This is a genomic window from Kiloniellales bacterium, from assembly GCA_030066685.1.
Classification (GTDB): Bacteria; Pseudomonadota; Alphaproteobacteria; order Kiloniellales; family JAKSBE01; genus JAKSBE01.
The window spans coordinates 143,639-168,715 of sequence record JASJBF010000051.1 but is presented as its reverse complement, the minus strand read 5'-3'; the positions used below and the strand labels follow the sequence as shown (position 1 = coordinate 168,715).

23 protein-coding genes and 1 tRNA gene are annotated in these 25,077 nt (G+C 69.5%); 11 read left to right on the top strand and 13 right to left on the bottom strand.

What is annotated here, in order from left to right; genetic code table 11:
- Positions 1 to 215: 215 nt before the first annotated feature.
- Positions 216 to 290 (top strand) — tRNA-Gly (locus QNJ30_25100).
- A 448-nt stretch (positions 291 to 738) separates the two neighbouring features.
- Here QNJ30_25100 and ppsA read toward each other — a convergent pair.
- Positions 739 to 3,174 carry a phosphoenolpyruvate synthase gene (gene ppsA / locus QNJ30_25095; protein ID MDJ0946738.1) on the bottom strand — a complete coding sequence of 812 codons (2,436 nt, stop codon included), beginning with the start codon at positions 3,172 to 3,174 and terminating at the stop codon, positions 739 to 741.
- Between the two features lie 6 nt (positions 3,175 to 3,180).
- The gene (locus QNJ30_25090) at positions 3,181 to 3,486 is read right to left on the bottom strand and encodes a hypothetical protein (protein MDJ0946737.1); all 306 of its coding nucleotides are present in this window, start codon (positions 3,484 to 3,486) and stop codon (positions 3,181 to 3,183) included.
- Positions 3,487 to 3,821: 335 nt separating this feature from the next.
- Here QNJ30_25090 and QNJ30_25085 point away from each other — a divergent pair, with 335 nt between their 5' ends.
- The 8 genes from QNJ30_25085 (at position 3,822) to QNJ30_25050 (ending at position 11,448) form a co-directional block, all read left to right on the top strand.
- The gene (locus QNJ30_25085; GenBank protein MDJ0946736.1) at positions 3,822 to 5,117 is read left to right on the top strand and encodes an ABC transporter substrate-binding protein; all 1,296 of its coding nucleotides are present in this window, start codon (positions 3,822 to 3,824) and stop codon (positions 5,115 to 5,117) included.
- Between the two features lie 91 nt (positions 5,118 to 5,208).
- Positions 5,209 to 6,051 (top strand): sugar ABC transporter permease, encoded by an 843-nt coding sequence (locus QNJ30_25080; GenBank protein ID MDJ0946735.1) that lies wholly within the window; start codon positions 5,209 to 5,211, stop codon positions 6,049 to 6,051.
- Entirely contained in the window at positions 6,048 to 6,896 is an 849-nt protein-coding gene (locus tag QNJ30_25075; GenBank protein ID MDJ0946734.1) for a carbohydrate ABC transporter permease, read from the top strand. The genes QNJ30_25080 and QNJ30_25075 overlap by 4 nt, the downstream gene beginning before the upstream one ends.
- Before the next feature lie 296 nt (positions 6,897 to 7,192).
- Complete coding sequence (locus tag QNJ30_25070; protein MDJ0946733.1) at positions 7,193 to 7,942, top strand: amino acid ABC transporter ATP-binding protein; 750 nt, start codon at positions 7,193 to 7,195, stop codon at positions 7,940 to 7,942.
- 48 nt (positions 7,943 to 7,990) lie between these two features.
- Complete coding sequence (locus QNJ30_25065) at positions 7,991 to 9,076, top strand: cobalt-precorrin-5B (C(1))-methyltransferase (GenBank protein ID MDJ0946732.1); 1,086 nt, start codon at positions 7,991 to 7,993, stop codon at positions 9,074 to 9,076.
- Positions 9,069 to 9,833, top strand: a complete 765-nt coding sequence (locus QNJ30_25060; GenBank protein ID MDJ0946731.1) for a cobalt-precorrin-6A reductase — start codon at positions 9,069 to 9,071, stop codon at positions 9,831 to 9,833. The genes QNJ30_25065 and QNJ30_25060 overlap by 8 nt, the downstream gene beginning before the upstream one ends.
- A gap of 166 nt (positions 9,834 to 9,999) precedes the next feature.
- Complete coding sequence (locus QNJ30_25055) at positions 10,000 to 10,638, top strand: TIGR02466 family protein (protein ID MDJ0946730.1); 639 nt, start codon at positions 10,000 to 10,002, stop codon at positions 10,636 to 10,638.
- A 189-nt stretch (positions 10,639 to 10,827) separates the two neighbouring features.
- A complete protein-coding gene (locus tag QNJ30_25050; GenBank protein MDJ0946729.1) occupies positions 10,828 to 11,448 on the top strand; it encodes a TIGR02466 family protein in 621 nt (206 codons plus the stop codon).
- Positions 11,449 to 11,558: 110 nt separating this feature from the next.
- Here the strand turns inward: QNJ30_25050 and QNJ30_25045 are convergent, their stop codons facing one another.
- The 7 genes from QNJ30_25045 to QNJ30_25015 all read right to left on the bottom strand — a co-directional run bounded on the left by QNJ30_25045 (position 11,559) and on the right by QNJ30_25015 (position 19,886).
- Positions 11,559 to 13,094 (bottom strand): DUF839 domain-containing protein, encoded by a 1,536-nt coding sequence (locus tag QNJ30_25045; protein MDJ0946728.1) that lies wholly within the window; start codon positions 13,092 to 13,094, stop codon positions 11,559 to 11,561.
- Positions 13,095 to 13,324: 230 nt separating this feature from the next.
- Positions 13,325 to 14,089, bottom strand: coding sequence for a precorrin-4 C(11)-methyltransferase (cobM, locus tag QNJ30_25040; GenBank protein MDJ0946727.1), 765 nt, complete (start codon positions 14,087 to 14,089; stop codon positions 13,325 to 13,327).
- A 64-nt stretch (positions 14,090 to 14,153) separates the two neighbouring features.
- On the bottom strand, positions 14,154 to 16,121 hold the full coding sequence (gene cobJ / locus QNJ30_25035) for a precorrin-3B C(17)-methyltransferase (GenBank protein ID MDJ0946726.1): 1,968 nt from the start codon (positions 16,119 to 16,121) through the stop codon (positions 14,154 to 14,156).
- Complete coding sequence (locus tag QNJ30_25030) at positions 16,118 to 16,822, bottom strand: precorrin-2 C(20)-methyltransferase (protein MDJ0946725.1); 705 nt, start codon at positions 16,820 to 16,822, stop codon at positions 16,118 to 16,120. The genes cobJ and QNJ30_25030 overlap by 4 nt, the downstream gene beginning before the upstream one ends.
- Entirely contained in the window at positions 16,819 to 18,024 is a 1,206-nt protein-coding gene (cbiE, locus tag QNJ30_25025; GenBank protein MDJ0946724.1) for a precorrin-6y C5,15-methyltransferase (decarboxylating) subunit CbiE, read from the bottom strand. The genes QNJ30_25030 and cbiE overlap by 4 nt, the downstream gene beginning before the upstream one ends.
- A gap of 10 nt (positions 18,025 to 18,034) precedes the next feature.
- Positions 18,035 to 18,775, bottom strand: a complete 741-nt coding sequence (locus QNJ30_25020; GenBank protein MDJ0946723.1) for a precorrin-8X methylmutase — start codon at positions 18,773 to 18,775, stop codon at positions 18,035 to 18,037.
- Between the two features lie 73 nt (positions 18,776 to 18,848).
- A complete protein-coding gene (locus QNJ30_25015; GenBank protein MDJ0946722.1) occupies positions 18,849 to 19,886 on the bottom strand; it encodes a sirohydrochlorin chelatase in 1,038 nt (345 codons plus the stop codon).
- A 110-nt stretch (positions 19,887 to 19,996) separates the two neighbouring features.
- Between QNJ30_25015 and cbiB the strand changes: the two genes are divergently transcribed.
- A complete protein-coding gene (gene cbiB, locus QNJ30_25010) occupies positions 19,997 to 21,019 on the top strand; it encodes an adenosylcobinamide-phosphate synthase CbiB (protein ID MDJ0946721.1) in 1,023 nt (340 codons plus the stop codon).
- 3 nt (positions 21,020 to 21,022) lie between these two features.
- Here the strand turns inward: cbiB and QNJ30_25005 are convergent, their stop codons facing one another.
- Positions 21,023 to 21,868 (bottom strand): amino acid ABC transporter substrate-binding protein, encoded by an 846-nt coding sequence (locus tag QNJ30_25005; GenBank protein ID MDJ0946720.1) that lies wholly within the window; start codon positions 21,866 to 21,868, stop codon positions 21,023 to 21,025.
- A 266-nt stretch (positions 21,869 to 22,134) separates the two neighbouring features.
- On the opposite strand from QNJ30_25005, the gene QNJ30_25000 reads away from it, so the two are divergent.
- Entirely contained in the window at positions 22,135 to 22,710 is a 576-nt protein-coding gene (locus QNJ30_25000) for a hypothetical protein (protein MDJ0946719.1), read from the top strand.
- A gap of 4 nt (positions 22,711 to 22,714) precedes the next feature.
- On the opposite strand, the gene QNJ30_24995 is transcribed toward QNJ30_25000, so the two are convergent.
- From QNJ30_24995 to QNJ30_24985, 3 genes are read right to left on the bottom strand one after another with little or no spacing between them, the layout of a single operon-like run.
- On the bottom strand, positions 22,715 to 23,044 hold the full coding sequence (locus QNJ30_24995) for a hypothetical protein (GenBank protein MDJ0946718.1): 330 nt from the start codon (positions 23,042 to 23,044) through the stop codon (positions 22,715 to 22,717).
- A complete protein-coding gene (locus QNJ30_24990) occupies positions 23,041 to 23,589 on the bottom strand; it encodes a YcxB family protein (GenBank protein MDJ0946717.1) in 549 nt (182 codons plus the stop codon). The genes QNJ30_24995 and QNJ30_24990 overlap by 4 nt, the downstream gene beginning before the upstream one ends.
- Before the next feature lie 33 nt (positions 23,590 to 23,622).
- A complete protein-coding gene (locus tag QNJ30_24985; protein MDJ0946716.1) occupies positions 23,623 to 25,074 on the bottom strand; it encodes a cobyric acid synthase in 1,452 nt (483 codons plus the stop codon).
- Between the last annotated feature and the right edge of the window lie 3 nt (positions 25,075 to 25,077).

Here is a 25,077-nt window from a genome sequence, read left to right as displayed (position 1 = left end):
GGAAGGAGATGACCGTGCGCTGCCTGCGCTGCGGCGGGTCGTGACCCAAGGGGCGTCTCCTGCTCTGCCCGGACGCCGGGCGGAAAGGCCAGAAGTGCCGCCATGCTTAGGGGTTCGAGGTTAAGAAGTCCTTCCGCTGACCGCGCCGAGCCGGACCGGCCTCGGCCCTGCGCCTTGCCTGGCCGCAGCGGCTGGCCTAGACTCGCGCGCCTCGGGCGGGTGTAGCTCAGTGGTAGAGCAGAAGCTTCCCAAGCTTCGTGTCGGGAGTTCGATTCTCCTCACCCGCTCCAATATCTCGAGGGCTTGGCGGAAGCTGGGCCCTATTTCTTTGTACTTATCGTGGCGGCAAAGCGTTTCTCTGTGTTTTCAATGGGTTGGGCGCGCGCTTCGCCCATCGCCCGACGGCCACGGGGACAAGGGCGCCCCCTATGAGTTGCTGGTCAACCGAGCCTTCGGCTTTGGATCTTCTGGCCGCGACGTTCGGGCTGGCCCCATCTCCGGACCTGTCGGAACCGATGTCCGATATTGAAGCGATTGCGACCACTGTCATTCCAGCTCCGGACCTGCGGTGACGGTCCGCCCCACGGCAAGGTGTGACCCAAAGGCGACAATCGGGCCCGATAGACTCACCCTTTGTTCCGCAAAGGTGTTCTTCCACTGGGGTGCGTCACGCCTCACTCAGTGGTCGACCACCGCCGCACCCGCAAATGGCATGTTGGTGCACGCCGCAACAGGGATCTAGGCCACTCGCGGCCTCCGCCCCAACGCCTTTTCTAGCGCCAGGATCGCACGGGTGGTCGGGACCACCGTATCGGGCGTCAGGCTGATGGAGTCGATTCCGGCACGGACCAGGAACTCGGCGATCTCGGGGTAGTCGGACGGCGCCTGACCACATATTCCTGAATGTCGTCCGTTGCGCCGCGCGCCCTCGACCGCCAGCTTGATCATCTCGAGCACACCAGGGTCGCGCTCGTCGTAGTCGAAGGCGACGACCTCCGAATCACGGTCTACGCCGAGCACGAGCTGGGTCAAGTCGTTGGAGCCGATCGAGAAACCGTCGAATATCTCCGAGAAGGCGTCGATCGAAACCACGTTGTTGGGAATCTCGCACATCACGTAGATCTCGAGCTCGTCCTCACCGCGCCTGAGACCATGCTCCGCCATGCGATCGAGCACGCGGCGGCCCTCGTCGACGCGGCGGCAGAAGGGGATCATCAGCTTGACGTTCTTGAGCCCCATCTCGGCACGCACGCGGCGCATCGCCGCGCATTCTAGTGCGAAGCCCGCCTCGTACTTGGGATGGGTGTACCGCGCGGCGCCCCTGAAGCCAATCATCGGGTTGGGTTCTTTCTCTTCGAAGGGCGCGCCTCCGAGCAGGCTCCGGTACTCGTTGGTCTTGAAGTCGGACATCCGCACAATCACCGGCTTCGGCCAGAACGCGGCGGCGATGGTCCCGACCCCCTCCGACAGCTTTTCGACGAAGTAATCGGCGCCGCTTGCATAGCCGCGGGTCAGGGTTTCGATCTCCTTGCGCACGGCGGCGTCCTCGATGCGTTCGGGCTGCAGAAGCGCCAACGGGTGGGCCCGAATCGACTCCGAGATAATGAACTCGAGCCGCGCGAGGCCGACTCCATCGTTGGGTATGAAGCGCGTCTGAAAGGCGATCTCCGGGTTGCCGAGGTTGATCATGACATGGGTTGCCGGGCGTTCCAGTGACTTGAGGTCGAGCTCTTCGACCGCGAAGGCGCATTCGCCGTCGAAGACCAGTCCCTCGTCGCCCTCGGCACAAGAGACGGTGACGCTGCGCCCATCGGGAAGCCGCTCAGTCGCGTCTTCGGCGCCAACCACCGCCGGAATGCCGAGCTCCCGGGCGACGATGGCGGCGTGGCAGGTGCGGCCGCCACGGTTGGTGACGATCGCCGTGGCCGTCTTCATGACCGGCTCCCAGTCGGGCGTCGTGTTGTCGGCGACCAGCACGTCGCCCGGCGCCACCGTCTCGAGTTCGGCGACACTTCGGACAATGCGCACAGCGCCAGCACCAATGCGTGCGCCAACCGCGCGGCCGCGCGCCAATACTGGGCCGCGCTCCTTCAGGACATAGGATTGGTAAACGTCGTGCCCGCGCTGCGATATCACGGTCTCGGGGCGGGCCTGGATGATATAGAGGGCGCCGGTCTGCCCGTCCTTGGCCCACTCGATGTCCATGGGCCTGTCCGCCGCAGCCACCTCGGAGTAGTGCCGCTCGATCTTGATCGCGGCATCGGTGAGCTCGAGAACCTCGTCGTCGCTGAGGCAGAAGCGCGCGGCCTCGGCGTCCGAGGTGGGTACGTTGCGTACCGCCTGGCGGCTCCTGCCCTCGGCATAGACCATCTTGAGCTGCTTCGCCCCAAGCACGCGCCGCAAGACGCAACGGTGGCCGGCCTCGAATGTCGGCTTGTGGACGTAGAACTCGTCGGGATCGATAGTGCCCTGGACGACGTTCTCGCCAAGACCATAGGCGGCCGTGAGGAAGACGACATCGCGGAACCCGGATTCGGTATCGAGCGTGAAGATCACGCCCGAGGACGCGAGGTCGGCGCGCACCATCTTCTGGATTCCGACCGACAGCGCGACCTTGAGATGGGGGAAGCCCTGATCGATCCGGTAGCTGATCGCGCGGTCGGTGAACAGCGAGGCGAAGCAGCGCTTGACCGCATCGAGCAGCTGGCCGGCCGAATGAATGTTGAGGAAGGTGTCGTGCTGGCCGGCGAAGGAGGCGCTCGGCAGGTCCTCGGCGGTCGCGGAGGAGCGCACAGCGACATCGGTATGCGCCCCGTATTCGTCCTCAAGCCTGGCGTAGGCCTCGCGGATTTCGGCTGCGAGGTCGTCCGGCAGCGGCGCGGCGTAGACGGTCTCGCGGAGCGCGCGACCGCGCCGAGCGAAGTCGTCGAGATCTCCCTTGTCGATGCCGGCCAGCAAGTTCTCGAGCTTTGGGCGCAGCCCAGCGCCGTCGATGAACGCCCGGAATCCGTCGGCCGTGATCGCGAAGCCGTCGGGCACGCGCACGCCGAGGGGCTCGAGTTCGCGCACCATCTCGCCGAGCGAGGCGTTCTTGCCGCCGACCAGCGCCACGTCGTTGATCCCGATTTCACCGAAGGTCTTGAGGTAGCGGAAGTCGTCGGTACTGTGCGCCATTAGCAATCAATCCGTAGCCGTTGCCTCGTGGGTCTCTGGCGGTCCGAGCTCGCTGAACTTGAACAGCGAAAACGCCCGCGCGCCGTTGTGGTCGAGCACGCGCAGATCGTCGGTCTCATCGAGGTCGTGTTCGACAACGAAGAAATGGCCTCCGTAGCGTTCGCGAGCGAGCTCCAGAGGGATCTGGTAGGCAACGAACTTGGTGATACCCTTGGCCTCGAACTTGCGCAGCAACTCCGGCGCAGCGACCGAGTCGTAGGACGTGATGATCACGAGCGGCCCGCTGGCCGTTAGCAGCATGAAGGTCTTCACCAGCTTCGCCCTCCAGAGCGCACCACCTCCGCTTTAAGTATCGGCCTGAACGATCGCGGCAATGATGCAAATCAAGCCCGGGCGAGACCAAGGCGCCGGCGAGTTAAGGCCCAAAAGCGGACGTCACGGCCGGTTTCGTCCGATACACACCTGCTTCCGGACATCGCTCGGGCTAGCGGCGGAAGGCCGGCTCTGACCCAAGGCTGAAAGGGTGACGCTCTTGTCCTGATGACCCTCGTCCCAGGAAACCTGGATTCAGGCTCACATTTGCCCTGGCGGCCACGACGTTCCAGTTCAAGAATAGGGAGAACCGACAAAGCAATCGGGACGAAACCATGCGCCCAGTAGGGACCATCGCCGTTACGATTGTGCTGTGCCTCACAGTCGGACTCGGCGTCGGACCGACCTCTCCTGCCAGGTCCGAGATCACGATTGCCATCTCCTGTTCCTCGCTTGGTCAGGAGCAGGAACTCTGCAGGAGCGGCGCCGAGACTTGGGCACGGCAGACCGGCAATCGGGTGAAGCTGGTCTCGACGCCCGCCGACGCCAACGAGCGGCTCGCGCTCTATCAGACCCTGCTCGCCGCCGGGTCGCCGGATATCGATGTCTTCCAGATCGATGTCGTCTGGCCGGGCAGCCTCGCCAGCCACTTTGTTGACTTGAGCGAATACATCCCCGTGGGGACGCTGGAGGATCATTTCGACCAGCTGCTCACCAACAACACGGTGGCGGATGAGTTGGTGGCGGTGCCATGGTTCGTCGACGCCGGCCTCCTCTACTACCGCAAGGACCTCCTGGAAAAGCACGGCCGGGCAGTGCCAAAGACCTGGAAGGAGTTGACCGAAACCGCCAAGGCTATCGTCGAGGCGGAACGGGCGGGCGGCAACCGCGAGCTCCAGGGCTTCGTCTGGCAGGGCCGGGCCTACGAGGGCCTCACCTGCAACGCGCTGGAATGGATCGCCAGCCAGGGCGGCGGCACGATTGTCGACGCCGATGGTAAGGTGACGGTCGACAATAGCCAGGCCATTGCCGCGCTCGAGTTGGCGCGGAGCTGGGTCGGCACAATCTCGCCGCGCGGCGTTCTCAACTACGCCGAGGAGGACGCGCGCGGTGCCTTTCAGTCTGGCCGCGCCCTCTTCATGCGCAACTGGCCCTATGCCTGGGCGCTCGCCAATACCGACGACAGCCCGGTCAAGGGTAAAGTCGGCGTGACGGCGCTGCCGGCGGGCGAAGCCGGCGAGGGCCGACGGGCCTCGACCTTGGGTGGCCAACAGCTCGCCGTCTCTCGCTACTCGGCGTACCCTGAGGAAGCGGCCGACATGGTGCGCTACCTCACCGGCTACGAGGAGCAGAAGCGGCGTGCGCTTGAGGGCTCCTTCAATCCGACGCGGCGCAGCCTCTACGAAGACGAGAAGCTCCTGGCGGCCAATCCCTTCTACGGCAGGTTTCTAGAGATCCTTGACAACGCTGTGGCCAGGCCGTCGACCGTCGTTGGTCGACGCTACAACCAGCTGTCGAGCGCGTTCGTGCGCGCCGTGCACGCGACCCTCAGCGGTAACGGCTCGGCCGCGGGGAACCTCGCGGAACTTGGCCCTGCGCTGGAGCGGCTGAGACGTGGCGGACGCTGGTAGCGCCGAAGCCGCGCCTTCATCGACGCCCCGGGCAAAGCAAACTTCCCTCGCTGCCCGACGCCGCCGGACCGCCTGGTTGTTCCTGGCGCCAATGCTGCTGGCGCTCACAGCCGTCGCGGCTTGGCCGCTGCTGCGGACCGTCGCCTTCAGTTTTACCGACGCCTATCTCTCCGACCTTGCGGGTTGGCAGTTCGTGGGGGTCGCCAACTACCTGGTCCTGGCACAGGACCCGCTGTGGTGGCGCGCGGTAGGCAACACGGTGGTCTTCACAGTCGTCTCGGTCGGCCTCGAAACTCTGATCGGCCTCGGTATCGCGCTAACGCTGAACGCTCACCTGCCGGGCCGCGGCCTGCTGCGCGCCGCGGTGCTGATCCCCTGGGCGATTCCGACGGTGGTTTCGGCGAAGATGTGGGCCTGGATGCTGAATGATCTCTACGGCGTGGTAAACGCCGTGCTGCTCACCCTGGGACTCATTGCAGAGCCCTGGGCTTGGCTGGGCGACCCCGTGCTATCGATGACGGCGATCATCGCCGTCGACGTGTGGAAGACGACGCCCTTCGTCGCCCTGCTGACGCTGGCGGCCCTTCAGATCCTGCCTCGGGAGCTTTACGAGGCCGCCCGCATCGACGGCGCCGGAGCGGTCAGAATCTTCTTCAGCATCACCCTGCCGTTGATCCGCCCGGCCATCCTCGTCGTCATCATCTTCCGCGGCTTGGACGCGCTGCGTGTCTTTGACGTCATCTACGTGCTCACCGGCAACAGCGCCGCCACCGCCTCCATGTCGATCTACGCCCGCCAGCAACTGGTCGAGTTCCAAGACGTCGGCTACGGCTCGGCTGCAGCGACCTGCCTCTTCCTCGTTGTCGCGTTGGCCACCGCTTTGCTGATTACCGCTGGTCGGGTGAACCTGGGGGAGCAGAGCGCGACACGATGAATGCAGGGCGGCATAGGATTAGACGGATCGCCGGCCGCTTCGCCTTCTACCTCCTTGTCGCGGCGATCCTCGTCTACACGGTCTTTCCCTTCTACTGGGCCATCGTCTCCTCCCTGAAAAGTGGCAGCGCTCTTTTCGAGGCCGAACTGCTCCCCTGGAACCCGACCTTCGAGAACTACGCTGCGGTCTTCCGCGACCAGCCCTTCGCCCGCATTATCGTAAACTCGCTTTTCGTGGCGACGCTGGCGACATCGATTTCGTTGATTTTGGCGGTCCTGGCCGCCTTCGCCTTGGGCCGCATCCGCTTCCGCGGCCGTTCCACGGTCTTGCTTGCTATCCTAAGCGTCTCCATGTTCCCGCAGATCGCCGTGCTCTCGGGCATGTTCGAGTTGGTGCGCGGGCTCGGCCTCTACGACAACCTCCTCGGATTGGTGATGTCCTACCTGATTTTGACGCTGCCCTTCACCACCTGGGTGTTGACCGCGTTTATGCGTGAGATGCCGAGGGAACTGGAGGAAGCGGCGATCGTGGACGGCGCACCACCCTGGCGTATCCTGGCCGATATCTTCCTGCCAATCATGGGGCCCGCGCTGGCCGCTACAGGTCTGCTCGCCTTCATTCTCGCTTGGAACGAGTTTCTCTTCGCTCTGACCTTCACCTTGTCGCCGGAGCAGCGCACCGTGCCCGTCGCCATCGCATTGATCAGTGGCGCGAGCGCGTACGAGCTGCCCTGGGGCCGGGTCATGGCGGCCTCGGTCATTGTGACGCTGCCCCTTATCGCCCTGGTTCTCCTATGCCAAAGGCGCATCGTTTCCGGCCTCACAGCCGGCGCATTCAGGGGCTAATACCAAGGAGCGTTGATAATGACTCATTTGACCGGGTTTGCTTGCCCGCCCGTCAGGCGCGCTTCGCGCAGCGGTGCGATGTACCGTAAGCGGAGCGCAACGCAGCGGGCGGTCAAGCAAACCCGGCCTGCGGTGGCGCACGGCAGCCCGCCGGGTGCGTTGCGACCCTTGCCCGTTGCGGGTGCATCGCGCCGCGGGCCGCGCCTGCCCGGCGGGCTGCCGTGCGCCATCAAATGGGTCATTATCAACGCCCCTTGGTGTGAGACCGCCACCGCAAGCAGATGGGAGACACAGCGATGTCCGACTGGAGCCCCGATCAGCCGATCATCTCGATCAAGGCGGTGCACAAGTCCTTCGGCCCGCTCGAGGTGCTGAAGGGCGTGACGCTCGACGTCATGAAGGGCGAGGTGATCTGCATCATCGGCCCCTCGGGATCGGGCAAATCGACGCTGATCCGCTGCATCAACGCGCTCAACGACATCCAGTCCGGCTCGATCCTGGTCGAGGGGCAGGAGGTCCACGCCCCAGACCTCGACAAGCTCGAGCTGCGCAAGAAGATCGGCATGGTGTTCCAGCAGTACAACCTCTTCCCGCACAAGACGGCACTGGAGAACATCATGATGGCGCCGCTCAAGGTCCTGAAGGAACCCAAGGCCGAGGTCGAGCAACGCGCCCGCGCGCTGATGGCCAAGGTCCGCCTCCAGGGCAAGGAGGACAGCTATCCGGGCGAGCTCTCCGGCGGCCAGCAGCAGCGGGTCGCGATCGCCAGGTCCCTCGCCATGCGGCCCGACGTGATGCTGTTCGACGAGGTGACCGCCGCGCTCGACCCCGAGACCGTCAAGGAGGTCCTGATCACCATCAAGGATCTGGCCCAAGAGGGCATGACCTGCATCCTGGTGACCCACGAAATGGGTTTCGCCCGCGAGGTGGCGGACCACATCTACTTCACCGACCGCGGCGTGATCGTCGAGCACGGTCCCCCGGAGACCTTCTTCAAGGAGGCCAAGGATCCGCGCACCAAGGAGTTCCTGAGCCAGATCCTCTAGCGATCGACGTCTGGCGCCTCCGAAGGCCGGCCGGTATAGGATGCCTGCATGGCAAGACGACCCGAAGGGCCGCTGAAGCGCGGCTGGACCACCGGGGCCTGCGCCACGGCGGCGACCCGAGCGGCCTACACGGCGCTGCTGACCGGCGCGTTTCCCGACCCGGTGACCATCCGCCTGCCGCGCGGCGAGGCGCCCGCCTTTCCGTTGGCCCGCGAGGAGCTGGGTTCCGACTTCGCGCGGGCCGGGATCGTCAAGGACGCCGGCGACGACCCGGACGTGACCCACGGCGCCCTGGTCCTGGCGACCCTGCACCGCGGCGCCGCGGGCAGCGGCGTGGCCTTCCGCGCCGGGCCGGGGATCGGGACCGTCACCAAGCCCGGGCTGCCGCTGCCGGTGGGCGAGCCGGCGATCAACCCCAAGCCGCGGGAGATGATGCGCAGGGTGGTCGCCGAGCTCGCCGCCGAACACCGCGAGGCCGGCGACGTCGAGATCGAGATCGCGATCCCCGGCGGCGCCGAGCTGGCGAAGAAGACCTGGAATCCGCGCCTGGGCATCGAGGGCGGCCTCTCGGTCCTGGGGACCACGGGCGTGGTGGTGCCCTTCTCCTGCGCGGCCTGGATCCACTCGATCCACCGGGGCATCGACGTCGCCCGGGCCAACGGCCTGGCGCACGTCGCCGCCTGCACCGGCTCGACCTCCGAGGCCGCGGTGCAGGCGCTCTACGGCCTGCCGGAGATCGCGCTGCTGGACATGGGCGACTTCGCCGGCGGCCTGCTGAAGTACCTGCGCCGGCATCCCCTGCCCCGGCTCAGCCTGGGCGGCGGCTTCGCCAAGCTCGCCAAGCTGGCCGCCGGGCACCTCGACCTGCACTCCGGTCGCAGCCAGGTGGACTTCGACTATCTGGCGGGGATGCTGGCCGAGCTGGGCGCCGACGCCGACCTCGTGGTTCGGGCGCGCGAAGCCAACACCGCAAGCGAGATCCTCGGCCTGGCCGAGTCCGCCGGGCTGCCACTGGCCGACGCCGTGGCGACGCGGGCCCGGGCGACGGCGCTGGAGGTGCTGGCGGGCGAGACGGCGGTCGAGGTCCTGGTCGTCGACCGCCGGGGCCGGCTGGTCGGGCGCGCCCATGGCTGAGGCCCGGCGCGTCCTGATCCTGGGCGGGACCGCCGAGGCGCGCGCGCTGGCGCGGCGCCTGGCGGACCGGCCGGGCCTGGAGGTCGTCACCTCTCTGGCCGGGGTTACCCGCAACCCGGAGCTGCCGCCGGGTAAGCTGCGCCGCGGCGGCTTCGGCGGCGCGGCGGGCCTGGCGGCCTATCTGCGGGACCAGGCCGTCGCCTGCCTGGTCGACGCCACCCATCCCTATGCCGAGCGGATCTCGGCCAACGCCGCCGCAGCCGCGTCGGCGGCCGGGGTGCCGCGCCTGCAGCTCTTGCGGCCGCCCTGGCCCGAAGAACCGGGCGACCGCTGGATCCGGGTCGCCGACAGCGAAGTGGCGGCGCGGCGGCTGCCGGAGCTGGGCCGGCGGGTCTTCATCAGCTCGGGCCGCCAGGGAATCGGCGCCTTCCGGGACCTGACCGGACACTGGTTCCTGATCCGCCTGATTGACCCGCCCGCGGCGCCGCTGCCCCTGCCCGCCTACGAGGTCACGCCGGGGCGCGCGCCCTTCACCGTCGAGGAGGAGGTCGAGTTGCTACGGCGCCACGGCATCGAGGTGCTGGTCAGCAAGAACAGCGGCGGGGCCATGACCTACGCCAAGATCGCCGCGGCCCGCCGGCTCGGGCTGCCGGTGGTGATGCTGGCCCGCCCCGCGCCGGCAGGCGGCCCGACGGTGCCGGAGCCGGCGGCGGCAGACGACTGGCTGCGCCGGCAGCTGACCGGGGCTGCGCGATAAATCCGGACCCACGGCCTTGCCCGAGCGGCCCCGGCGGATCAGATTGAGGCTTCAGACGAGCCGCGGCCCGCAGGCGCTCGCCGTGCCTGGCAAGCGGGCCTCGCGGGTTTCCGAGAGAACAGGAATCGAGGGAGCGGCCCCTGGACCGGGCCGGGTGAAGACAGAGATGGCAAAACAGCAGATGCTTCCGGCCTTCGCGACGCCGATCTGGTCGTGCCTTTGGGAAGACTCGGGCGAGCTCAACGCGGGCCTGAAGCGCATGATCCTGGAGCGCGCGCCCGAAGAGGCGCAGAGCCACCGCAGCAACATCGGCGGCTGGCATTCGGCGCAGGACCTGCTCAGGTGGCAGGAGCCCGAGGTTCCCGAGCTGGTGGAACGGATCAAGACTGGGATCAACGCCGTGACCCAGGCGACCAACGGCATGGAAGAGGCGGCGAGCGGCGGCTTCATGATGGTCGCCTGGGCCAACCTGCTGCACCAGGGCGGCTACAACCAGGTCCACGACCACAACAGATATGCCTGGTCCGGGGTCTACTACGTCGACATCGGCGAGGACGCGCCGGGGGACGATCTGAGCGGCCGCATCGAGTTCATCGATCCCAGGGTCGGCGTCGGCTGGCCGAAGGTGCCGGGCGACCCCTTCAAGCAGAAGGTCAGCTTCAAGCCCGAATCCGGCCGCATGTTCATGTTCCCCGGCTGGCTCCGGCACTATGTCCATCCCTACAAGGGCGAGACGCCGCGGATCTCGATCGCTTTCAACGTGGCCTTCAACGAGCCGGAGGAGATCGACGCCCGGACGGCCTGAGCGGCGAGCGGCCCCGCGCGCCGGGGCCGACCCGGATGGCTTGTACACCCGGCCGGAGGGGATCACACTGATTCGGCGGACCGCCGGAGTCCCGAGGTCCGGCCACGCTAGCCGTGAGACTCGTGGGAGACGGCAATGCAGCTAAGCAGCGCCCAGACAGGCGGAAGGCCGGGAGAGCCGAAGCCGCAGATGACCATGATCCAGGGGTTCGTCACCCCGGTCCTGAAATGCGCCTTCCCGGACTGCGAACAGCTCAACGACGGCTTGAGGGCTCTCATCCTGGGGATGGCGAATCCGGAACCCTCCAGCCATCGCAGCAACGTCGGCGGCTGGCACTCGCCGAACGACTTCCTGAAGTCCGGCGACCCCCATGTCCGGCGGCTCCTCGACTGGATCACCACCGCGGTCACCGGGATGACCCAGGCGACCGGCGGCGGCGAGATCGCCACCAGGGGCAACTTCACGGTCCTCGGCTGGGCCAACGTGCTCTATCCCGGCGGCTACAACAAGGCGCACACCCATAACGCCTTTGCCTGGTCGGGGGTCTACTACGTCGACATCGGCGACGACGACCCGGCCGACGACCTCTCGGGCCTGATCGAATTCATCGACCCGCGCGCCGGGGTCGGCTCGCCGCTGGTGCCCGGGGATCCCTTCGACCAGCCGCTGTTCTTCAGGCCCGAGGCCGGGCAGCTCTTCATGTTCCCCGGCTGGCTGCGGCACTACGTCCACCCCTACCGGGGCCGGCGGCCGCGCATCTCCGTCGCCTTCAACGTCCGCTGGGACTGGCGCGACGCCCAGCCGGACTGACGCGCAGCCCTTTCGGCCGCGTCACGCGCCGCGATCCTTCGAAGAAAGAACGGGGGCTGCCGAAGCAGCCCCCGCCGTCGCCCCCGGCGAGGCGGGGTCGCGAGTAACGCCTAATCGTCGTCGTCATCGTCGTCGTCGAAGAACTTGCCCAAACCGCGGCGGCCGAGCGGTCCCTGGTCCCAGGGTCCGGTGATCGCGAAGGTGACGCCCGGGGTCTGGATGTTGACGAAGAGCCATTCGCCGTCCCGGGTGAAGGTCGCCCCCGCCCATTCCCTGCGGCGCTGATCGCCGGTCTGCCCGCCCAAGGTCTGACCCTCGGGGATGACGATGTTGTTCTCGGCGAAGGGGAAGAGGTCGCCTTCGGTCGACAGGCCGACCAGCTGCTCGCCGCGGATGATGTTGCCGTCCTCGTCGCGGATGCCGCCGCCGTCCTCGCAGAGCAGAATGCCGCCGCCGCGGGCCACGGTGATGTTGTCCGGGTTGTTGAGGGCGAAGGCGTCGACCGACTCGAAGATCAGGGTCAGGCGCTTCCGCCTGATGTCGTATTCCCAGACCTGGCCCTGGCGCGCCTCGCCGCCGTCGGTGGAGGTGAAGAACACCGAGCCGCGGCTGTACCAGGCGCCCTCGCCGCGGGTGAAGAAGGCAGCCCCCTCGGCCAGCCCCTGAGCGACCACCGGCGCGTCTTCGGGCCCCGGGTCGGGAACGGGGATGTCGACCCAGTCGACCTCGAAGCTGGCGCCGACCTCGATCGGCCCGCCTTCCGGCAGACCGTTGTCCACCGCAAGCTCGTTGCGGCTGGGATTGCCGCCGTTCAGGTTGACCGGGCCGTCGGAGCCCTTGACGCGCAGCATCTGAAGGCGCCCGCCGCGCTCCAGGTCCCAGCGGCGGTGAGGGATAAAGCGGTAGAACCCGGAGATGCCGGAGTCCTCGGTCTCGTAGACCTGGCCGGTGAAGGGGTCGACGGCGACGGCCTCGTGGGAGAAGCGCCCGGCGTCGCGGATCGGCACGGCCGAGACACGGCCGCTGGCCGGGACTTCGAAGATGTAGCCGTGGCCCTCGGTCGTGGTCTCCTCGCAGGTGATCCAGGAGCGCGCGAGCGGATTGGGGCCGCCGGCGCAGTTGCGCACCGTGCCGGTCAGGCTGGCCCAGTCCTCGACCAGCTTCGTCCGGCGCCGGTCGAAGACCAGGTTGGTCGTGCCGCCCGCGGCGTCGGGCGCGAAGGTCGGAGTCTTTTCGGAGCCGAAGGGCGTCCCGCTGCCCAGCTCGTGGTTGCGCACCAGAACGACCCGGCGGCCGATCTCCCGCGCGACCGCCATGCCGTCGTGGCCGCCGGGGGTCAGGGAGCCGTCGGCCATGGTCTCGCCGGTGATGCCGAAGGAGACGTACTGGAATCCGGGGGGCAGCTTCAGCAGCGGCAGGCCGGTGTTGGGATCGACGACTTCGACCAGCGCGCCGTAGTCGGGGCTGATCCGCCGGCCGCGGGCCTGCGCCGGCTTGGCCAGGAAGGCTTGGAAGGCCGCCGCCGGCGCGGAGAGGCCGGCGACAGCGACCGCGCTGCCCTTGAGCAGGGAGCGCCTGGAGAGGCGGGCTTCGCTGGATGAGTCCACGGCCGCCGGCGCGCCGGCGGAGTCTTCGGGTAACGACATAGGTGATCCCTCCCGGGGATGAACAGGTTGCAGCCATTTCGGAGTTAAATCCCCCGTGCCGCCGGGGGCTTGAGCGCAACCTAGGGTGGGGCCGTGACGTTAACCTTTCCCGTCGATTAAGCTTTGGTTGATCTGCCGTGACAGGGCCGTGACCGGCCGGTTACGGCAGGCCTCCTTGCCGCGCGGGACCGGCGGCTTCACTTTTTCATGACACGGGCGCAACGCGCGGTTCAGGACCGGCGGACGTGGCGGCAGACGTGAACGTGCTCGGGATCGTAGAGCTTGGAGTCGGCGAAGCCGCTCTCGTCCAGAACCCGGCCGACCAGGATCAGCGCGGTGCGGGTGATCTTGGCGGCACGGACCTTGTCGCGGATCTCGTCCAGACGGCCCAGTATCACCTGCTGGTCGGGCCAGGAGGCGCGGTAGACCACCGCCACCGGGCAATCGGCGCCGTAGTGCGGGGTCAGGTCCGCGACCACCTGGCGCAGGTTGCGCACCGAGAGGTGGATGGCGAGGGTCGCGCCGCTGCGCCCGAGCTCCGCCAGGTCCTCGCCCTGCGGCATGGCCGAGGCCTTCATGGCCGTGCGGGTCAGGATCACGGTCTGGCTGATGCCCGGTAGGGTCAGCTCCTTGCCCAGGGCCGCGGCCGCGGCGGCGTAGGCCGGCACGCCGGGCGTGATGTCGTAAGGGATGCCGAGGGACTCCAGGCGCCGGATCTGCTCGGCGATGGCGCCGTAGAGCGAGGGGTCGCCGGAGTGCACACGGGCGACGTTCTGCCCGGCGGCCTGCGCGGCGCGGATCTCGGCGAGGATCTCGTCCAGGGTCAGCGGCGCCGTGTCGACGACCCGCGCGCCGGGCCTCGCGAAGCCGAGAATCTCGCGCGGCACCAGGGAGCCGGCGTAGAGCACGAGGTCGGCCTCTTCGATCAGACGCTTGCCGCGCAGTGTCAGCAGGTCAGGCGCGCCCGGACCGGCGCCGATGAAGTGCACGGTCATCTCGGCCGGCCCTCGCCTGCGGCGACCTCATGCTTCAGCGCGAAGCGCGGCGCGTACGCGCAGCTCAGCATGAGGAGGTTTCCTCGGCCTCGTCCTGAGCCGCGCGTACGCGCCGCGCTTCGCGCTGAAGGGCGAGGCCCGCACCGTAGCCGCGCGGGGTGTAGACCCAGAGCCCGCCGTCGCGGCGCGGCACGCGGCGGGTGGCCGAAGATCCGATCAGCACCAGGGTCAGCATGTCGACCTGCTCCGGGGTCAGCGCCGCGAGGTCGACGACCGTGACTTCCTCGCCCGCGCGGCCGAGACGTTGTGCCAACACCACCGGGGTGTCGGGCGGGCGGTGCTCCAGCAGGATGTCGCGCGCCCGTTCGAGCTGCTGCCGCCGGCGCCGGGAGACCGGGTTGTAGAGCGCGACCACGAAGTCGCCCTCGGCCGCCGCCCGCAAGCGCTTCTCGATGGCCGGCCAGGGGGTCATCAGGTCGGAGAGCGAAACCGTGCAGAAGTCGTGCCCGATGGGCGCGCCGATCCGCGCCGCCGCGGCCTGCAGCGCCGAGATGCCCGGCGCGACCTCGACCCGGACCCGCCGCCAGTCCGGCCGCTCGCAGGCCTCCAGCACCTCGAAGACCAGGCTCGCCATGGCGTAGATCCCGGGATCGCCGGAGGAGACCAGGGCCACCGTGCGGCCCTCGGCGGCCAGGGCCAGGGCGTGGCGGACCCGCGCCTCCTCCTCCCCCAGCTCGAAGTCGTGGCGCGCCTTGCCCGCCGCCGCGGGGCCGAGCAGGTCGAGGTAGAGCCGGTAGCCGACAAGGTCGCTCGCGGCGGCAACCGCGGCCTGGGTCTCGGGCGTGCGCCAGGCCTGGGCGCCCGGGCCGGTGCCGATGACGAGGAGCCGGCCCTGCGGGGCGCCGAGGGACTCCGCATCCAAGGGCGACGGCGCCCGGCCAAGGGCGCAGGTCGCGCGGGCGGACTTGGCCTTGGGCAGGATCAAGACCCCGGCTTCGCCCACGGCGGCCAGGGCCGCGCCCTCGGCGACGCCGTGCACGCCGACCTCGCGGAAGACCGCCTCGGAGGGCGTGGCCAGGCGCGGGGTCTCGGCCTGCAGGACCGCGGCGTCGAAGAAGCGGGCCGGCAGGTCCAGGTCTTCGGCCAGGGCGTGGACCGCGGGCTCGTCCGCCTTGAGGTCCAGGGAGAAGACGCCGGCCACTGCTCCAGCCGCGATCCCCGCCTCTTGAAGCCGGCTGCCGACGAGGTCGATCAATTCGCCGGCGGCGCAGCCGCGTTCGCAGCCGACACCGAGGGCGAGGGTGCGGGGGTGGTAGACGAGGCGCTCGGCGTTGCCGGCCTCGGCCCGTTCGGTGATCAGGATTTCGAGAGCGCCGTCCTCGTCGAAGGGGAGTTCCGACCCTACGAGCCAGTCTATCCCATACTTCGACAAGCTCAGCATGAGGCCGGGGTTCTCAGCCTTGTCCCGTCCATTCTCAGCCTCGTCCTGAGCCTGTCGAAGGGCGAGGCCCATCGGCTGCACCGGTGGATCCACAGTCAAGCGGACCCGCGCGCCGCCCAGCAGAGCCGCGACGAAGGCCTTGCAGTCGTCCGGGTTGGCCAGGGCCCAGCCGGGCGGCGGCGCGTCCAGGGCGATACCAAAGCGGCGGTCACCGGCGGTGGTGACCGCGGCCTCGATGCCGAGAGCCTCGGCGATCCGGCGAGCCAGGTCGTTGGCGCCGCGGTGGCCACCGAGCAGCGGCACGACCGCGCCGCCGTCCTCGGCCAAAGCGATCACCGGCGGCTCGCTCCGCTTGTCGGCGAGCTGGGGCGCCAGGGCGCGGATCAAGATCCCGGCGGCGCAGAGCCCGACGATGGGGCGACCCTCGGCGAAGCGAGCGCGCAGCGCGGCTGCGGTGTCGTCGAAGAGGCGGTCCGCGCCCTCGGCCCGGCCGCGGCGGCCGTGGATCTCGGCGCCCGGGAAAACGGGCTGCAGGCGGCGGGCCAACGCCAGGCCCTGCGCGGTCAGCGCGACGAAGACCGGGGGGCTCACGACCAGGCCTCCCTCCGACGGTGGACCAGGATCATCGAGAAGTAGGGCGCGGCGTCGTCCGGCAGGAAAGCCAGCGGCAGAACCCGCTGGCTCGCCATGGTCGCATGCTCGATGTAGCGGGCCCTCTCCAGCAGGCCCAGCGCATCCAGGACCCGGCGCACCTTGGGCAGGTGCCGGCCGACCTTGATGATCGCCGCCGCCTCGGCCTGCTCCAGCCGGGCGCGCAGCGCGGCTTCGTCCAGCGGCGCCGGGACCACGGTCAGCACGTCGTTGCGCGCCGCCAGGGGCGCACCGAGGGCCGCCGCGCAGGCGGTCAGGGAGGAGACGCCGGGCACGACCTCGAGTGGATAGCGCTCGGCCATGCGGCCGAAGAGGTACATGAAGGAGCCGTAGAAGAAGGGATCGCCCTCGCAGAGCACGGCGACGTCGCGGCCGGCCTCCAGATGCCGGCCCAGCGTCTCGGCCGCGCCGTCGTAGATGTCGTCCTTGGGGAAGGAGGCATCGTGGATCGGCATGCGGATGGCGATCTCTTCCTGGCGGCCGTCGAGGTGCGGCGCCGCGATCCGCCGGGCCAGGCTCTCGCCGACCTCCGGCGCCGGATAGGCGACGACGGCGGCCGCCTGCAGGACGCGCAGCGCCTTGAGGGTGATCAGCTCGGGATCGCCCGGGCCGATGCCGAGGCCATAGAGCCGCCCGGTCACGACTTCACCGCCGCGAACTGGGTGACCGGCATCAGCGGCCGCCAGCCGAGGAAACCGCCGACCGGTTCGGCCCGGGACACCGCGATGCGCGTCAGTTCGCCGCCGACCTCCTGGCGCCAGCGCAGCAATGCCGCCTCGCCCTCCAGGGTGACGACGTTGGCGACCAGCCGGCCGCCGGGGCGCAGCGCCGCCCAGCAAGCCTCGAAGACGCCCGGGGCGGTGGCCCCGCCGCCGAGGAAGACGGCGTCGGGCGGTTCGAGCTCGGCCAGGGCCGCCGGCGCCTCGCCCTCGACGACCGCGAGCCGGGGCACGCCCAGGGCCTGGGCGTTCTCGGCGATCAGGGCCAGGCGGTCCACGCGGCGCTCGACGGCGACCGCCGCGCTGCGCGGCGCGGCCCGCAGCCACTCGATGGCGACCGAGCCGCAGCCGGCGCCGACGTCCCAGAGCCGCTGGCCCGGGACCGGTGCCAGGGCGGCCAGGGTCGCGGCCCGGACCTCGCGCTTGGTGAGCTGGCCGTCGTGGCGGAAGGCCTCGTCCGGCAGTCCGGGGCTGCGCGGCCGCAGCGGCGTGCCCGGCGCGGCGCGGCAGTCGACGGCGATGGTGTTGAGCTCGGCGACCGAACTCTCCTTCCAGTCGTCGGCGGTGGCGCGCCGCAGGCTTTCCTCGGGGCCGCCAAGGTGCTCCAGCACCGTGACCTCGCTGCGGCCGTAGCCGCGTTCGCGCAGCAGGCTCGCGACCGCGGCCGGGCTCTCGGCGCCGGCGCTGAGGATCAGCAGGCGCGCGCCGGGCTGGACGAAGGGCTGCAGGGCCGCGACCGGGCGGCCGTGGACTGTGAGGGTCTCGACGTCCGGCAGGCTCCAGCCCAGGCGCGCGCAGGCCAGGCTGAAGGCCGAGGGCGCCGGCAGGACCGCGACCTCGGCGACCGGAAAGCGCTGCAGGAGCATGCGGCCGACGCCGAAGCAGAGCGGGTCGCCCGTCGCCAGGATACAGACCGGCCGGGGCTTGCAGGCCGCGATGTCGTCGAAGGCGGCGCGCAGCGGCTTCGGCCAGACGATGCGCCGGCGGCCGTCCTCCGGGATCATCGCCAGGTGACGTTCGCCGCCGACCAAGAGCTCGGCGCGCGCGACCAGGGCGAGGGCCGCGGCGGAGAGGCCGTCGAGCCCATCCTCGCCGATCCCGACGATGGACAGCCAGGGGCCCACGGGCGCGCCCTCACCCCGCGGCGAGGGCGTTGACCGCCGCCGCCGCCAGGGCCGAGCCGCCGCGCCGGCCGCGCAGGGTCAGGTAGGGCAGCTCGCCCGCCGTTTCGATCAGCGCCTCTTTGGATTCCGCAGCGCCGACGAAGCCGACCGGGAAGCCGAGGATCACCGCCGGCCGCGGCGCGCCGGCCTGGAGCAGCTCGAGCAGGCGGAAGAGCGCGGTGGGCGCGTTGCCGATCGCCACGACGGCGCCGGCCAGGTCGTCGCCCCAGAGCTCCAGCGCGGCCGCAGAGCGGGTCGTGCCGAGCTCCAGCGCGAGATCCGGCACCCGCGGATCGCCGAGGGTGCAGAGCACCGCGTTGTTCCGGGGCAGGCGCGCGCGGGTGACGCCCTCGGCGACCATGCGGCAGTCGGCCAGGACCGGCGCGCCGGCCTCCAACGCGAGACGGCCGGTCTCGGCGAGCGGGCCGCCCCAGGCCAGGTCGTCGATGATCTCCGGCATGCCGCAGGCGTGGACCAGGCGCCGCGCGACCGGCCGCAGGGGCTCGGGCAGGCGGGACAGCTCGGCCTCGGCCTCGACGATGGCGAAGGAGCGGCGGGTGATCTCCGCCGGGTCGCGCAGGTAGTCGAAGGGCTGAGGCTCAACGTTTGTGTTGCTCTTGTCGGACGCCTGTGTTCCACCCCCACCCGCGCGTAGCGCCGCGCATTCGCGCCCCTCCCCCATCGAGGGGGAGGGGGATTGTGCGGACCGCACCTTCGGGCCCCTCCCCCCTTGATGGGGGGAGGTTGGGAGGGGGGTGGCTCTCGGTGCATCCGACATCGGTAGGTCAGCCCGCCGCCTTCTTCATCGAGCGCGGGCCGTGCGGGTGGTCGGCGTGGGGATAGGGATGGTGGTGGTGGCCGTGGTCGTGGCCCTGCGCGTGGTCATGTCTGTGGCCATGATCATGATCGTGGTGATGGTGATGTCCGTGGCCGGCCGCCTCGTCGGCGTCGGTGCCGATGCCTTCAACGTGGTGGTGGTGGCTTTCCTGGGGCAGCCCGACCTCGGCCTCGAAGCCCAGGACCTGGGCCCGGTACTTGCAGAGCTTGCAGTTCATGGTGTTCTCGCCGGTCAGGATCTCCTCGACCCGCGCGGCGAAGGCGTCCAGGACGGCAGGGTGGTCGTTGAGGTAGGAAGCCTTGACGAAGTCGATCTCCGGATGCCGCGCCGCCACGGCGTCCGTGGCGTCGTAGATCCGCTTCACCAGGACCCCGGTGAAGAGGAAGTAGGGAAAGACCACGATGCGGCGGTAGCCCAGTTTGGCGGCATGCTCCAGGCCCGGCTCGACCAGCGGAAAGGTGACGCCGGAATAGGCGGTCTCGCCCCAGCCGAAGCCGAAGCCCTCCCAGAGCAGCCGCATGACCTTGGTCACGTTGGAGTTGGCGTCGGGGTCCGAGGCGCCGCGCCCGACCACGCAGAGCAGGGTCTCGTGCAGCGGCACCTCGCCGCCGGCCGACTCCAGGGCGGCGCGGACCCGGTCGCCGGCGGCGCGCAGCAGCAGCGGATCGATGGCCAACTCGCGGCCGTAGTCGATCTGCAGGCCGGGGTGCTGGGCCTGGTAGGTGTTGAGCACCGAGGGGATGTCGTTCTTGGCGTGACCGGCGGCGAAGAGCATGCCGGGCACCGCCAGGATCCGGCCGCAGCCGCGTGCACGCAGCGCGTCCAGGCCGTCGCGGATCACCGGTCGGGCGAACTCCAGGAAGCCGCTCTCGACGTCGTATTGCGGCAGGCGCGCCTCGATGCCGCGCGCGACGCTCTCGAACTCCCGGATCGCATCGGGATCGCGGCTGCCGTGGCCGCAAACCATCACGCCGATCTTGTCCATCTGCTTCGAGTCCCTCCCGTCAGACCGCCCCGCTCGCCGGCCACGTTACGGCGCCGCCCCTGCCCCCACAAGGCTGCAGAAGGGCCCGGGAAAGGTTACGGAGAGCGCCGTTGACCCGGCCCGCGGCGCCGCTCACTCTGCGCCCCATGCTGCTGGCCGACACACTGGGCCTGCCCTTCGGCGGCGACCTCGCGATGATTCTCCTCGTCGCCATCGCGCTCGACGCCATCCTGGGCGACCCGCCCTGGCTTTACCGCGCCGTCCCGCATCCCGTGGCGCTGCTCGGCCGCGCGATCGGCTGGGCCGAGGAGCGCTTCAACCGGGAGGGCGGCCGACGCTCGGAGCGCCTGCAGCGCGGCCTGCTGGTCGCCCTGGGGATCGCCGGCGGCGCCTTCGGGCTCGGCTGGGCCCTGTCGTGGATCCTGGGCGGGATCGGCGGCGGCTGGCTGCTCGAGGCGATCCTGGCCAGCACCCTGATCGCCTACCGCTCGCTCTTCGACCACGCCCGCGCGGTCGCCGTCGCGCTGGCCGGCAGCCTGGCCGAGGGCCGCGCCGCCGTGGCCCACATCGTCGGCCGCGATCCCGAGAGCCTGGACGAGGCTGGAGTCGCCCGGGCGGCGGTCGAGAGCCTGGCCGAGAACTTCTCCGACGGGGTGGTCGCGCCGGCTTTCTGGTATCTGCTGCTCGGCCTGCCGGGGCTCTGCGCCTACAAGGCGATCAACACCCTGGATTCCATGATCGGCCACCGGACCCCGCGCCACGATTCCTTCGGCAAGGCGTCGGCGCGCATCGACGACACCGCGAACTGGATCCCGGCGCGGCTGAGCGGGCTGATCCTGGTCCTGGCCGCGGTCTTCCAGAAGGACGCCGACGCCGGCCGGGCCTGGCGGACCCTGGTGCGCGACGCGCCGAAGCACCGTTCGCCCAACGCCGGCTGGCAGGAGGCAGCGGTCGCCGGCGCTCTCGGCTTCGCCCTGGCCGGGCCGCGGCGCTACGGCGGCCAGCGGGTCGAGGACGCCTGGATGGGCGACGGCCGCAGCAACCTGACCGCCCAAGACATCAACGCCGCCCTGGCCCTCTACCTGCGCGCCGGCGCGGTGCTGGCGGTCATGGTGCTGATGACCGCCGTCTGAGCGTCATTCCGGGATGCGGTGCACCGCGTAGAGCAGCTTCAAGGGATCGCTCGGCGCGGCGCTGCCGCCGAAGGCGTTCTTGAAGATCTGGACGATCTTGCCCGAGCGGTAGAGCCGGCTGATCGAGCGGTCGACCAGGAGCCGGAAGTCGTTGTCCCCGCGCTGCAGCGCCAGGGCGTAGGGCTCGTTGGTGAAGTGGCGGTTCGACAGCCGCAGCTTCTCCGGCGCGGCGCTGCCGGCGGCCAGATAGAGCAGGATCGCCTGGTCGGCGAAATAGGCCGAGATGTCGCCCTGCTCCAGCTTGGCCAGGCCGTCCGCATGGTCGGCCACCGGCACGACCTCCGCATCCAGCGAGAGCTCCTTCAAGGTGTTGTTGAGCGCGATCTCGGTGGTCGTGCCGCCGTGCACGCCGACCTTCTTGCCGGCAAGTTCCTCGAAGGTCTTCGGGCCGCCGGCCTGGTAGAGCACGCTCGCGCCGTCGGCGAAGGTGAAGATCGAGAAATCGACCAGCTCGCGGCGGGAGAAGGTGACCGAGGTCGGGCCGCAGAGGATGTCGACCTTGGCCTGCTGGACCGCTTCGAAGCGGTTCTTCGCCGTCACCGGCACGTAGGCGACCTCGATGCTGTCCAGCCCGAGTTCCGCCTTCAGGTCCGCGGCAACCTGGCGGCAGAGATCGACAGCGTAGCCCGAGGCCTCGCCCAGCGTGTTCTTGTAGGAAAACGGCGCCGCGTCCTCGCGAAAGCCGATCTTGAAGACGCCGGTGTCGCGCACCCGCTCCAGGGTCTGCGCCACGGCCTGCGTCGACAGGGCCGCCGCGGTCAGGAAAACCAGGATGAACAGACGTTTCATGTGATGCCTCCCTCGTGCAGGGCGACAGCCTAGCCGGAACGGAATCGGGAGTCCCACCGGAAAAGTCCTGCGCGGCCGTCGCAGCTGCAAAAGGCGCCAAAATGCCGCCCGCTCCGGCGGCACGCCGGGCGGCTGAGGGCCATGGAGTGCAAGGCCCGAGGGTGGCGATGGCGAAGAACCGCGACCCGCCACAAGCTTTCAGCGAAAATTAAGCCGGCCGCGGCACAACACGTCTCGGACGGCAGGGCGAAATCGCGGCGCGCAGAATGAGCTTCATCAAGTACTTCATCTACAGGATCGGGAGCACCTGCTTCTGGCTGGGCGTCATCTTTCCGCCGGCCACCCTGGCGATCACGATCTACGAGGCGACTTTCTTCCTTTCGGCAACCGAGGTCGAGGCGCGGGTCCTGGAGGTCGAGCGGCTCTGCACCCTGACCTGGAAGTCCGGCGGAAAGTCCTCCGAGACCAGCGACCCCATGGACTGCACCGCCGCCGCGGAGATCAAGGCGGCCAATCCCAAGCGGGCCTACCGCACCCGGGAGCATGTCCGCACGCATCTGCTGTTCACGGATCCGGAAGGAAAGGGGCGGCGAATCTGGACCGAGATCAGCCGGTATCAGGGCCGCAAGCTGCAGCCCGGCGACAGCCTGCCCCTGCTCATCGACCCCGAGGACCCCAGCGACTACCGGCGGACTCCGGAGCTCTCGGACCTGATCATTCCGGGCACCCTCTTCGGCGGCGGCATCGCCCTGGCCTTTGTCGGCTGGCTGCTGAAAGGCCTGGGCCGCGGCGGCCGCCTGCCGCCGCCGATCTGGACCTGGTTCCGGCGCCGGGCGACATAGCCTCTCAGTGCTTGCCGGGCGAGCGGAAGCGGGTCAGGTGCTTGTTCTCGGGCTGCTCGCGGATCTCGGTCCAGTACTCCTCGCGGACGTCCTCGTCGACCTCGACGACGCCCGGATAGAGCGTGTCGTTGCCGTCCTTGCGGCAACCGGAGACCCAATACCGCTCGCCGGTCTCTGAATCCGCATGGTTGGCCTTGTAGCCTTGGATCGGGTGCAGGGTCGTGCCCCTGTAGTAGAGCGAGCGTCCGGTCCTTGAGAAGCTCACGCGCCCGATCCGGGCCGGGCCGCTGATCCCATCACCCTTGTACTCGATGTACATGATCCGAGGTTTCATGACGCAGTGGCGATCCTGCTTCGCTTGGCCGAGGCCTTGGCCTCGTCGACGAAAGCGCGGCAAGCCTCCGCGGAGGCAAAGGCCCGTTTGGGAAGGATCACGGCTCTACCGCTCCTCAGGCGAAAAATGACGTAGCCGTCGTCCTCCTCGACGGTCGTCAGTTGCGTCCAGGGCAGGTCCCAGGCATCCGGTGCGGATTGGAGCGTCACGCCTTCCGCGGAGACATCGAGTCGCAGCCTCTGGCCCGGCGAGCCCGGGACCAACGGCACGGAGGCGTTGTCCCCATGCCAGAGCCAAAGGAGCGAAAGGACCGCGAGAAGGCCGCCGGCAAAAACCAGCAGGACATCCATCCTATCAAGGAGCGACACGGCTCCGCCGAAGACCTCGGGCGCGATCAGAGTCACGCCGCCGACCATCAGGAACAGGCCTCCGGCAAGACCGCCCTGGGCAAAGGCCCCCAGGCCTGGCCGCAACAGCCCGCCATCTCGAAGCCTGACGCGGCACTGTTTGATATCGTCCGCCGAGAGAGGAACCTCCACCTGCATCGCCCTGGATCTCCTTCGGAAGTGGCGCCGGGCTCAGAAAGCCGAGCCTGCAATCCGAGATATGCGATTCAGGTTAAGATTCGCTTCCAGGTGGTCGGCCAGCTCGTCGAGGATCCGTTCGATTTCGGCCTCGTAGGCGAGGCCGCTTTCGGCGCGGGCCTTGAGGCGGGCGAGGAAGGCGTGGCGGAAGCCGTCGGCGGCGAAGAGGCCGTGGAGGTAGCAGCCGGCGACCTTGCCGTCGGCCGAAACAGCGCCCTCGTCGCGGCCGCGGAGGCGCAGCAGCGGCTGCCCCAGGGCCGGGCCGCGGGTGATGCCGATGTGCATCTCGTAGCCGCGGACGGCTTCACCGCTGGCGACCTCCTCGCCAGCGGCCTCGGTCAGGGTCTTGTCGCCGGCGAGCTCGGTCTCGAGGTCGAGCAGGCCCAGGCCCTCGGCCGAGCCGGGCAGGCCCTCGATGCCCTCGGGGTCGCGCAGCTTGCGGCCGAGCATCTGGTAGCCGCCGCAGAGGCCCAGCACCTGGCCGCCGCGGCGCAGGTGCGCCCTCAGGTCGAGGTCCCAGCCCTCGCGGCGCAGGACCGACAGGTCGGCCAGGGTCGCCTTGGAGCCGGGCAGCACCACCAGGTCGGCGTCGCCCGGCAGGGCGCGGCCGGGCTCGACGAAGTCGACGGCGACGTCGGGCTCGGCGATCAGGGGATCGAGGTCGTCAAAGTTGGCGATGCGCGACAGCACCGGCACGGCGACTTTGATCGCGCCCTCTACGCTGGCGCCGCCGCGCTGGACGGCGACCGCGTCCTCGGCCGGCAACCGGGACGCCTCGGCGAACCAGGGCACGACGCCCAGGCTCTGAAGCCCGGTCTCGCGGGTGATGATCTCCAGGCCCGAGTCGAAGAGCGAGACGTCGCCGCGGAACTTGTTGACGATGTAGCCGGCCAGGCGCGCCCGCTCGGCCTCGGGCAGCAGGGTCCAGGTGCCGACCAGGCTGGCGATGACGCCGCCGCGGTCGATGTCGCCGACCAGGACCACCGGCAGGTCGGCGGCCGCGGCGAAGCCCATGTTGGCGATATCGCCCTTGCGCAGGTTGACCTCGGCCGGGCTGCCGGCGCCTTCGACCAGGACCAGCTCGGCCTCGGCCGAGATCCGGGCGAAGGACTCCAGGACCTTGGGCAGTAGCTCCGGCTTGAGCGCCTGGTAGTCCCGCGCCTTGGCCTTGCCCCAGACCCGGCCCTGGACCACGACCTGGGCGCCGACCTCGCTCTGGGGCTTGAGCAGCACCGGGTTCATGTCGATCGCCGGCGCCACGCCGCAGGCGCGCGCCTGCAAGGCCTGGGCGCGGCCGATCTCGCCGCCCTCCGCCGTCACCGCGGCGTTGTTGGACATGTTCTGCGGCTTGAAGGGCCGCACCGTCAGGCCGCGCCTCGTGAAGGCCCGGCAGAGCCCGGCGACCAGCAGCGACTTGCCGACGTCCGAGCCGGTGCCCTGCAGCATCAC

Excerpts from the sequence above, each read along its gene's own strand:
- QNJ30_25015 (MDJ0946722.1), bottom strand. The coding sequence starts at position 19,886 with ATGGACAAGATCGGCGTGATGGTTTGCGGCCACGGCAGCCGCGATCCC.
- QNJ30_24995 (MDJ0946718.1), bottom strand. The coding sequence starts at position 23,044 with ATGAAACCTCGGATCATGTACATCGAGTACAAGGGTGATGGGATCAGC.
- QNJ30_25060 (MDJ0946731.1), top strand. The coding sequence starts at position 9,069 with ATGGCTGAGGCCCGGCGCGTCCTGATCCTGGGCGGGACCGCCGAGGCG.
- cobM (MDJ0946727.1), bottom strand. The coding sequence starts at position 14,089 with ATGACCGTGCACTTCATCGGCGCCGGTCCGGGCGCGCCTGACCTGCTG.
- QNJ30_25050 (MDJ0946729.1), top strand. The coding sequence starts at position 10,828 with ATGACCATGATCCAGGGGTTCGTCACCCCGGTCCTGAAATGCGCCTTC.
- QNJ30_25075 (MDJ0946734.1), top strand. The coding sequence starts at position 6,048 with ATGAATGCAGGGCGGCATAGGATTAGACGGATCGCCGGCCGCTTCGCC.
- QNJ30_24985 (MDJ0946716.1), bottom strand. The coding sequence starts at position 25,074 with ATGCTGCAGGGCACCGGCTCGGACGTCGGCAAGTCGCTGCTGGTCGCC.
- QNJ30_25065 (MDJ0946732.1), top strand. The coding sequence starts at position 7,991 with ATGGCAAGACGACCCGAAGGGCCGCTGAAGCGCGGCTGGACCACCGGG.
- QNJ30_24990 (MDJ0946717.1), bottom strand. The coding sequence starts at position 23,589 with ATGCAGGTGGAGGTTCCTCTCTCGGCGGACGATATCAAACAGTGCCGC.
- QNJ30_25045 (MDJ0946728.1), bottom strand. The coding sequence starts at position 13,094 with ATGTCGTTACCCGAAGACTCCGCCGGCGCGCCGGCGGCCGTGGACTCA.
- QNJ30_25070 (MDJ0946733.1), top strand. The coding sequence starts at position 7,193 with ATGTCCGACTGGAGCCCCGATCAGCCGATCATCTCGATCAAGGCGGTG.
- QNJ30_25055 (MDJ0946730.1), top strand. The coding sequence starts at position 10,000 with ATGGCAAAACAGCAGATGCTTCCGGCCTTCGCGACGCCGATCTGGTCG.
- QNJ30_25085 (MDJ0946736.1), top strand. The coding sequence starts at position 3,822 with ATGCGCCCAGTAGGGACCATCGCCGTTACGATTGTGCTGTGCCTCACA.
- ppsA (MDJ0946738.1), bottom strand. The coding sequence starts at position 3,174 with ATGGCGCACAGTACCGACGACTTCCGCTACCTCAAGACCTTCGGTGAA.
- QNJ30_25005 (MDJ0946720.1), bottom strand. The coding sequence starts at position 21,868 with ATGAAACGTCTGTTCATCCTGGTTTTCCTGACCGCGGCGGCCCTGTCG.
- QNJ30_25000 (MDJ0946719.1), top strand. The coding sequence starts at position 22,135 with ATGAGCTTCATCAAGTACTTCATCTACAGGATCGGGAGCACCTGCTTC.
- QNJ30_25080 (MDJ0946735.1), top strand. The coding sequence starts at position 5,209 with ATGCTGCTGGCGCTCACAGCCGTCGCGGCTTGGCCGCTGCTGCGGACC.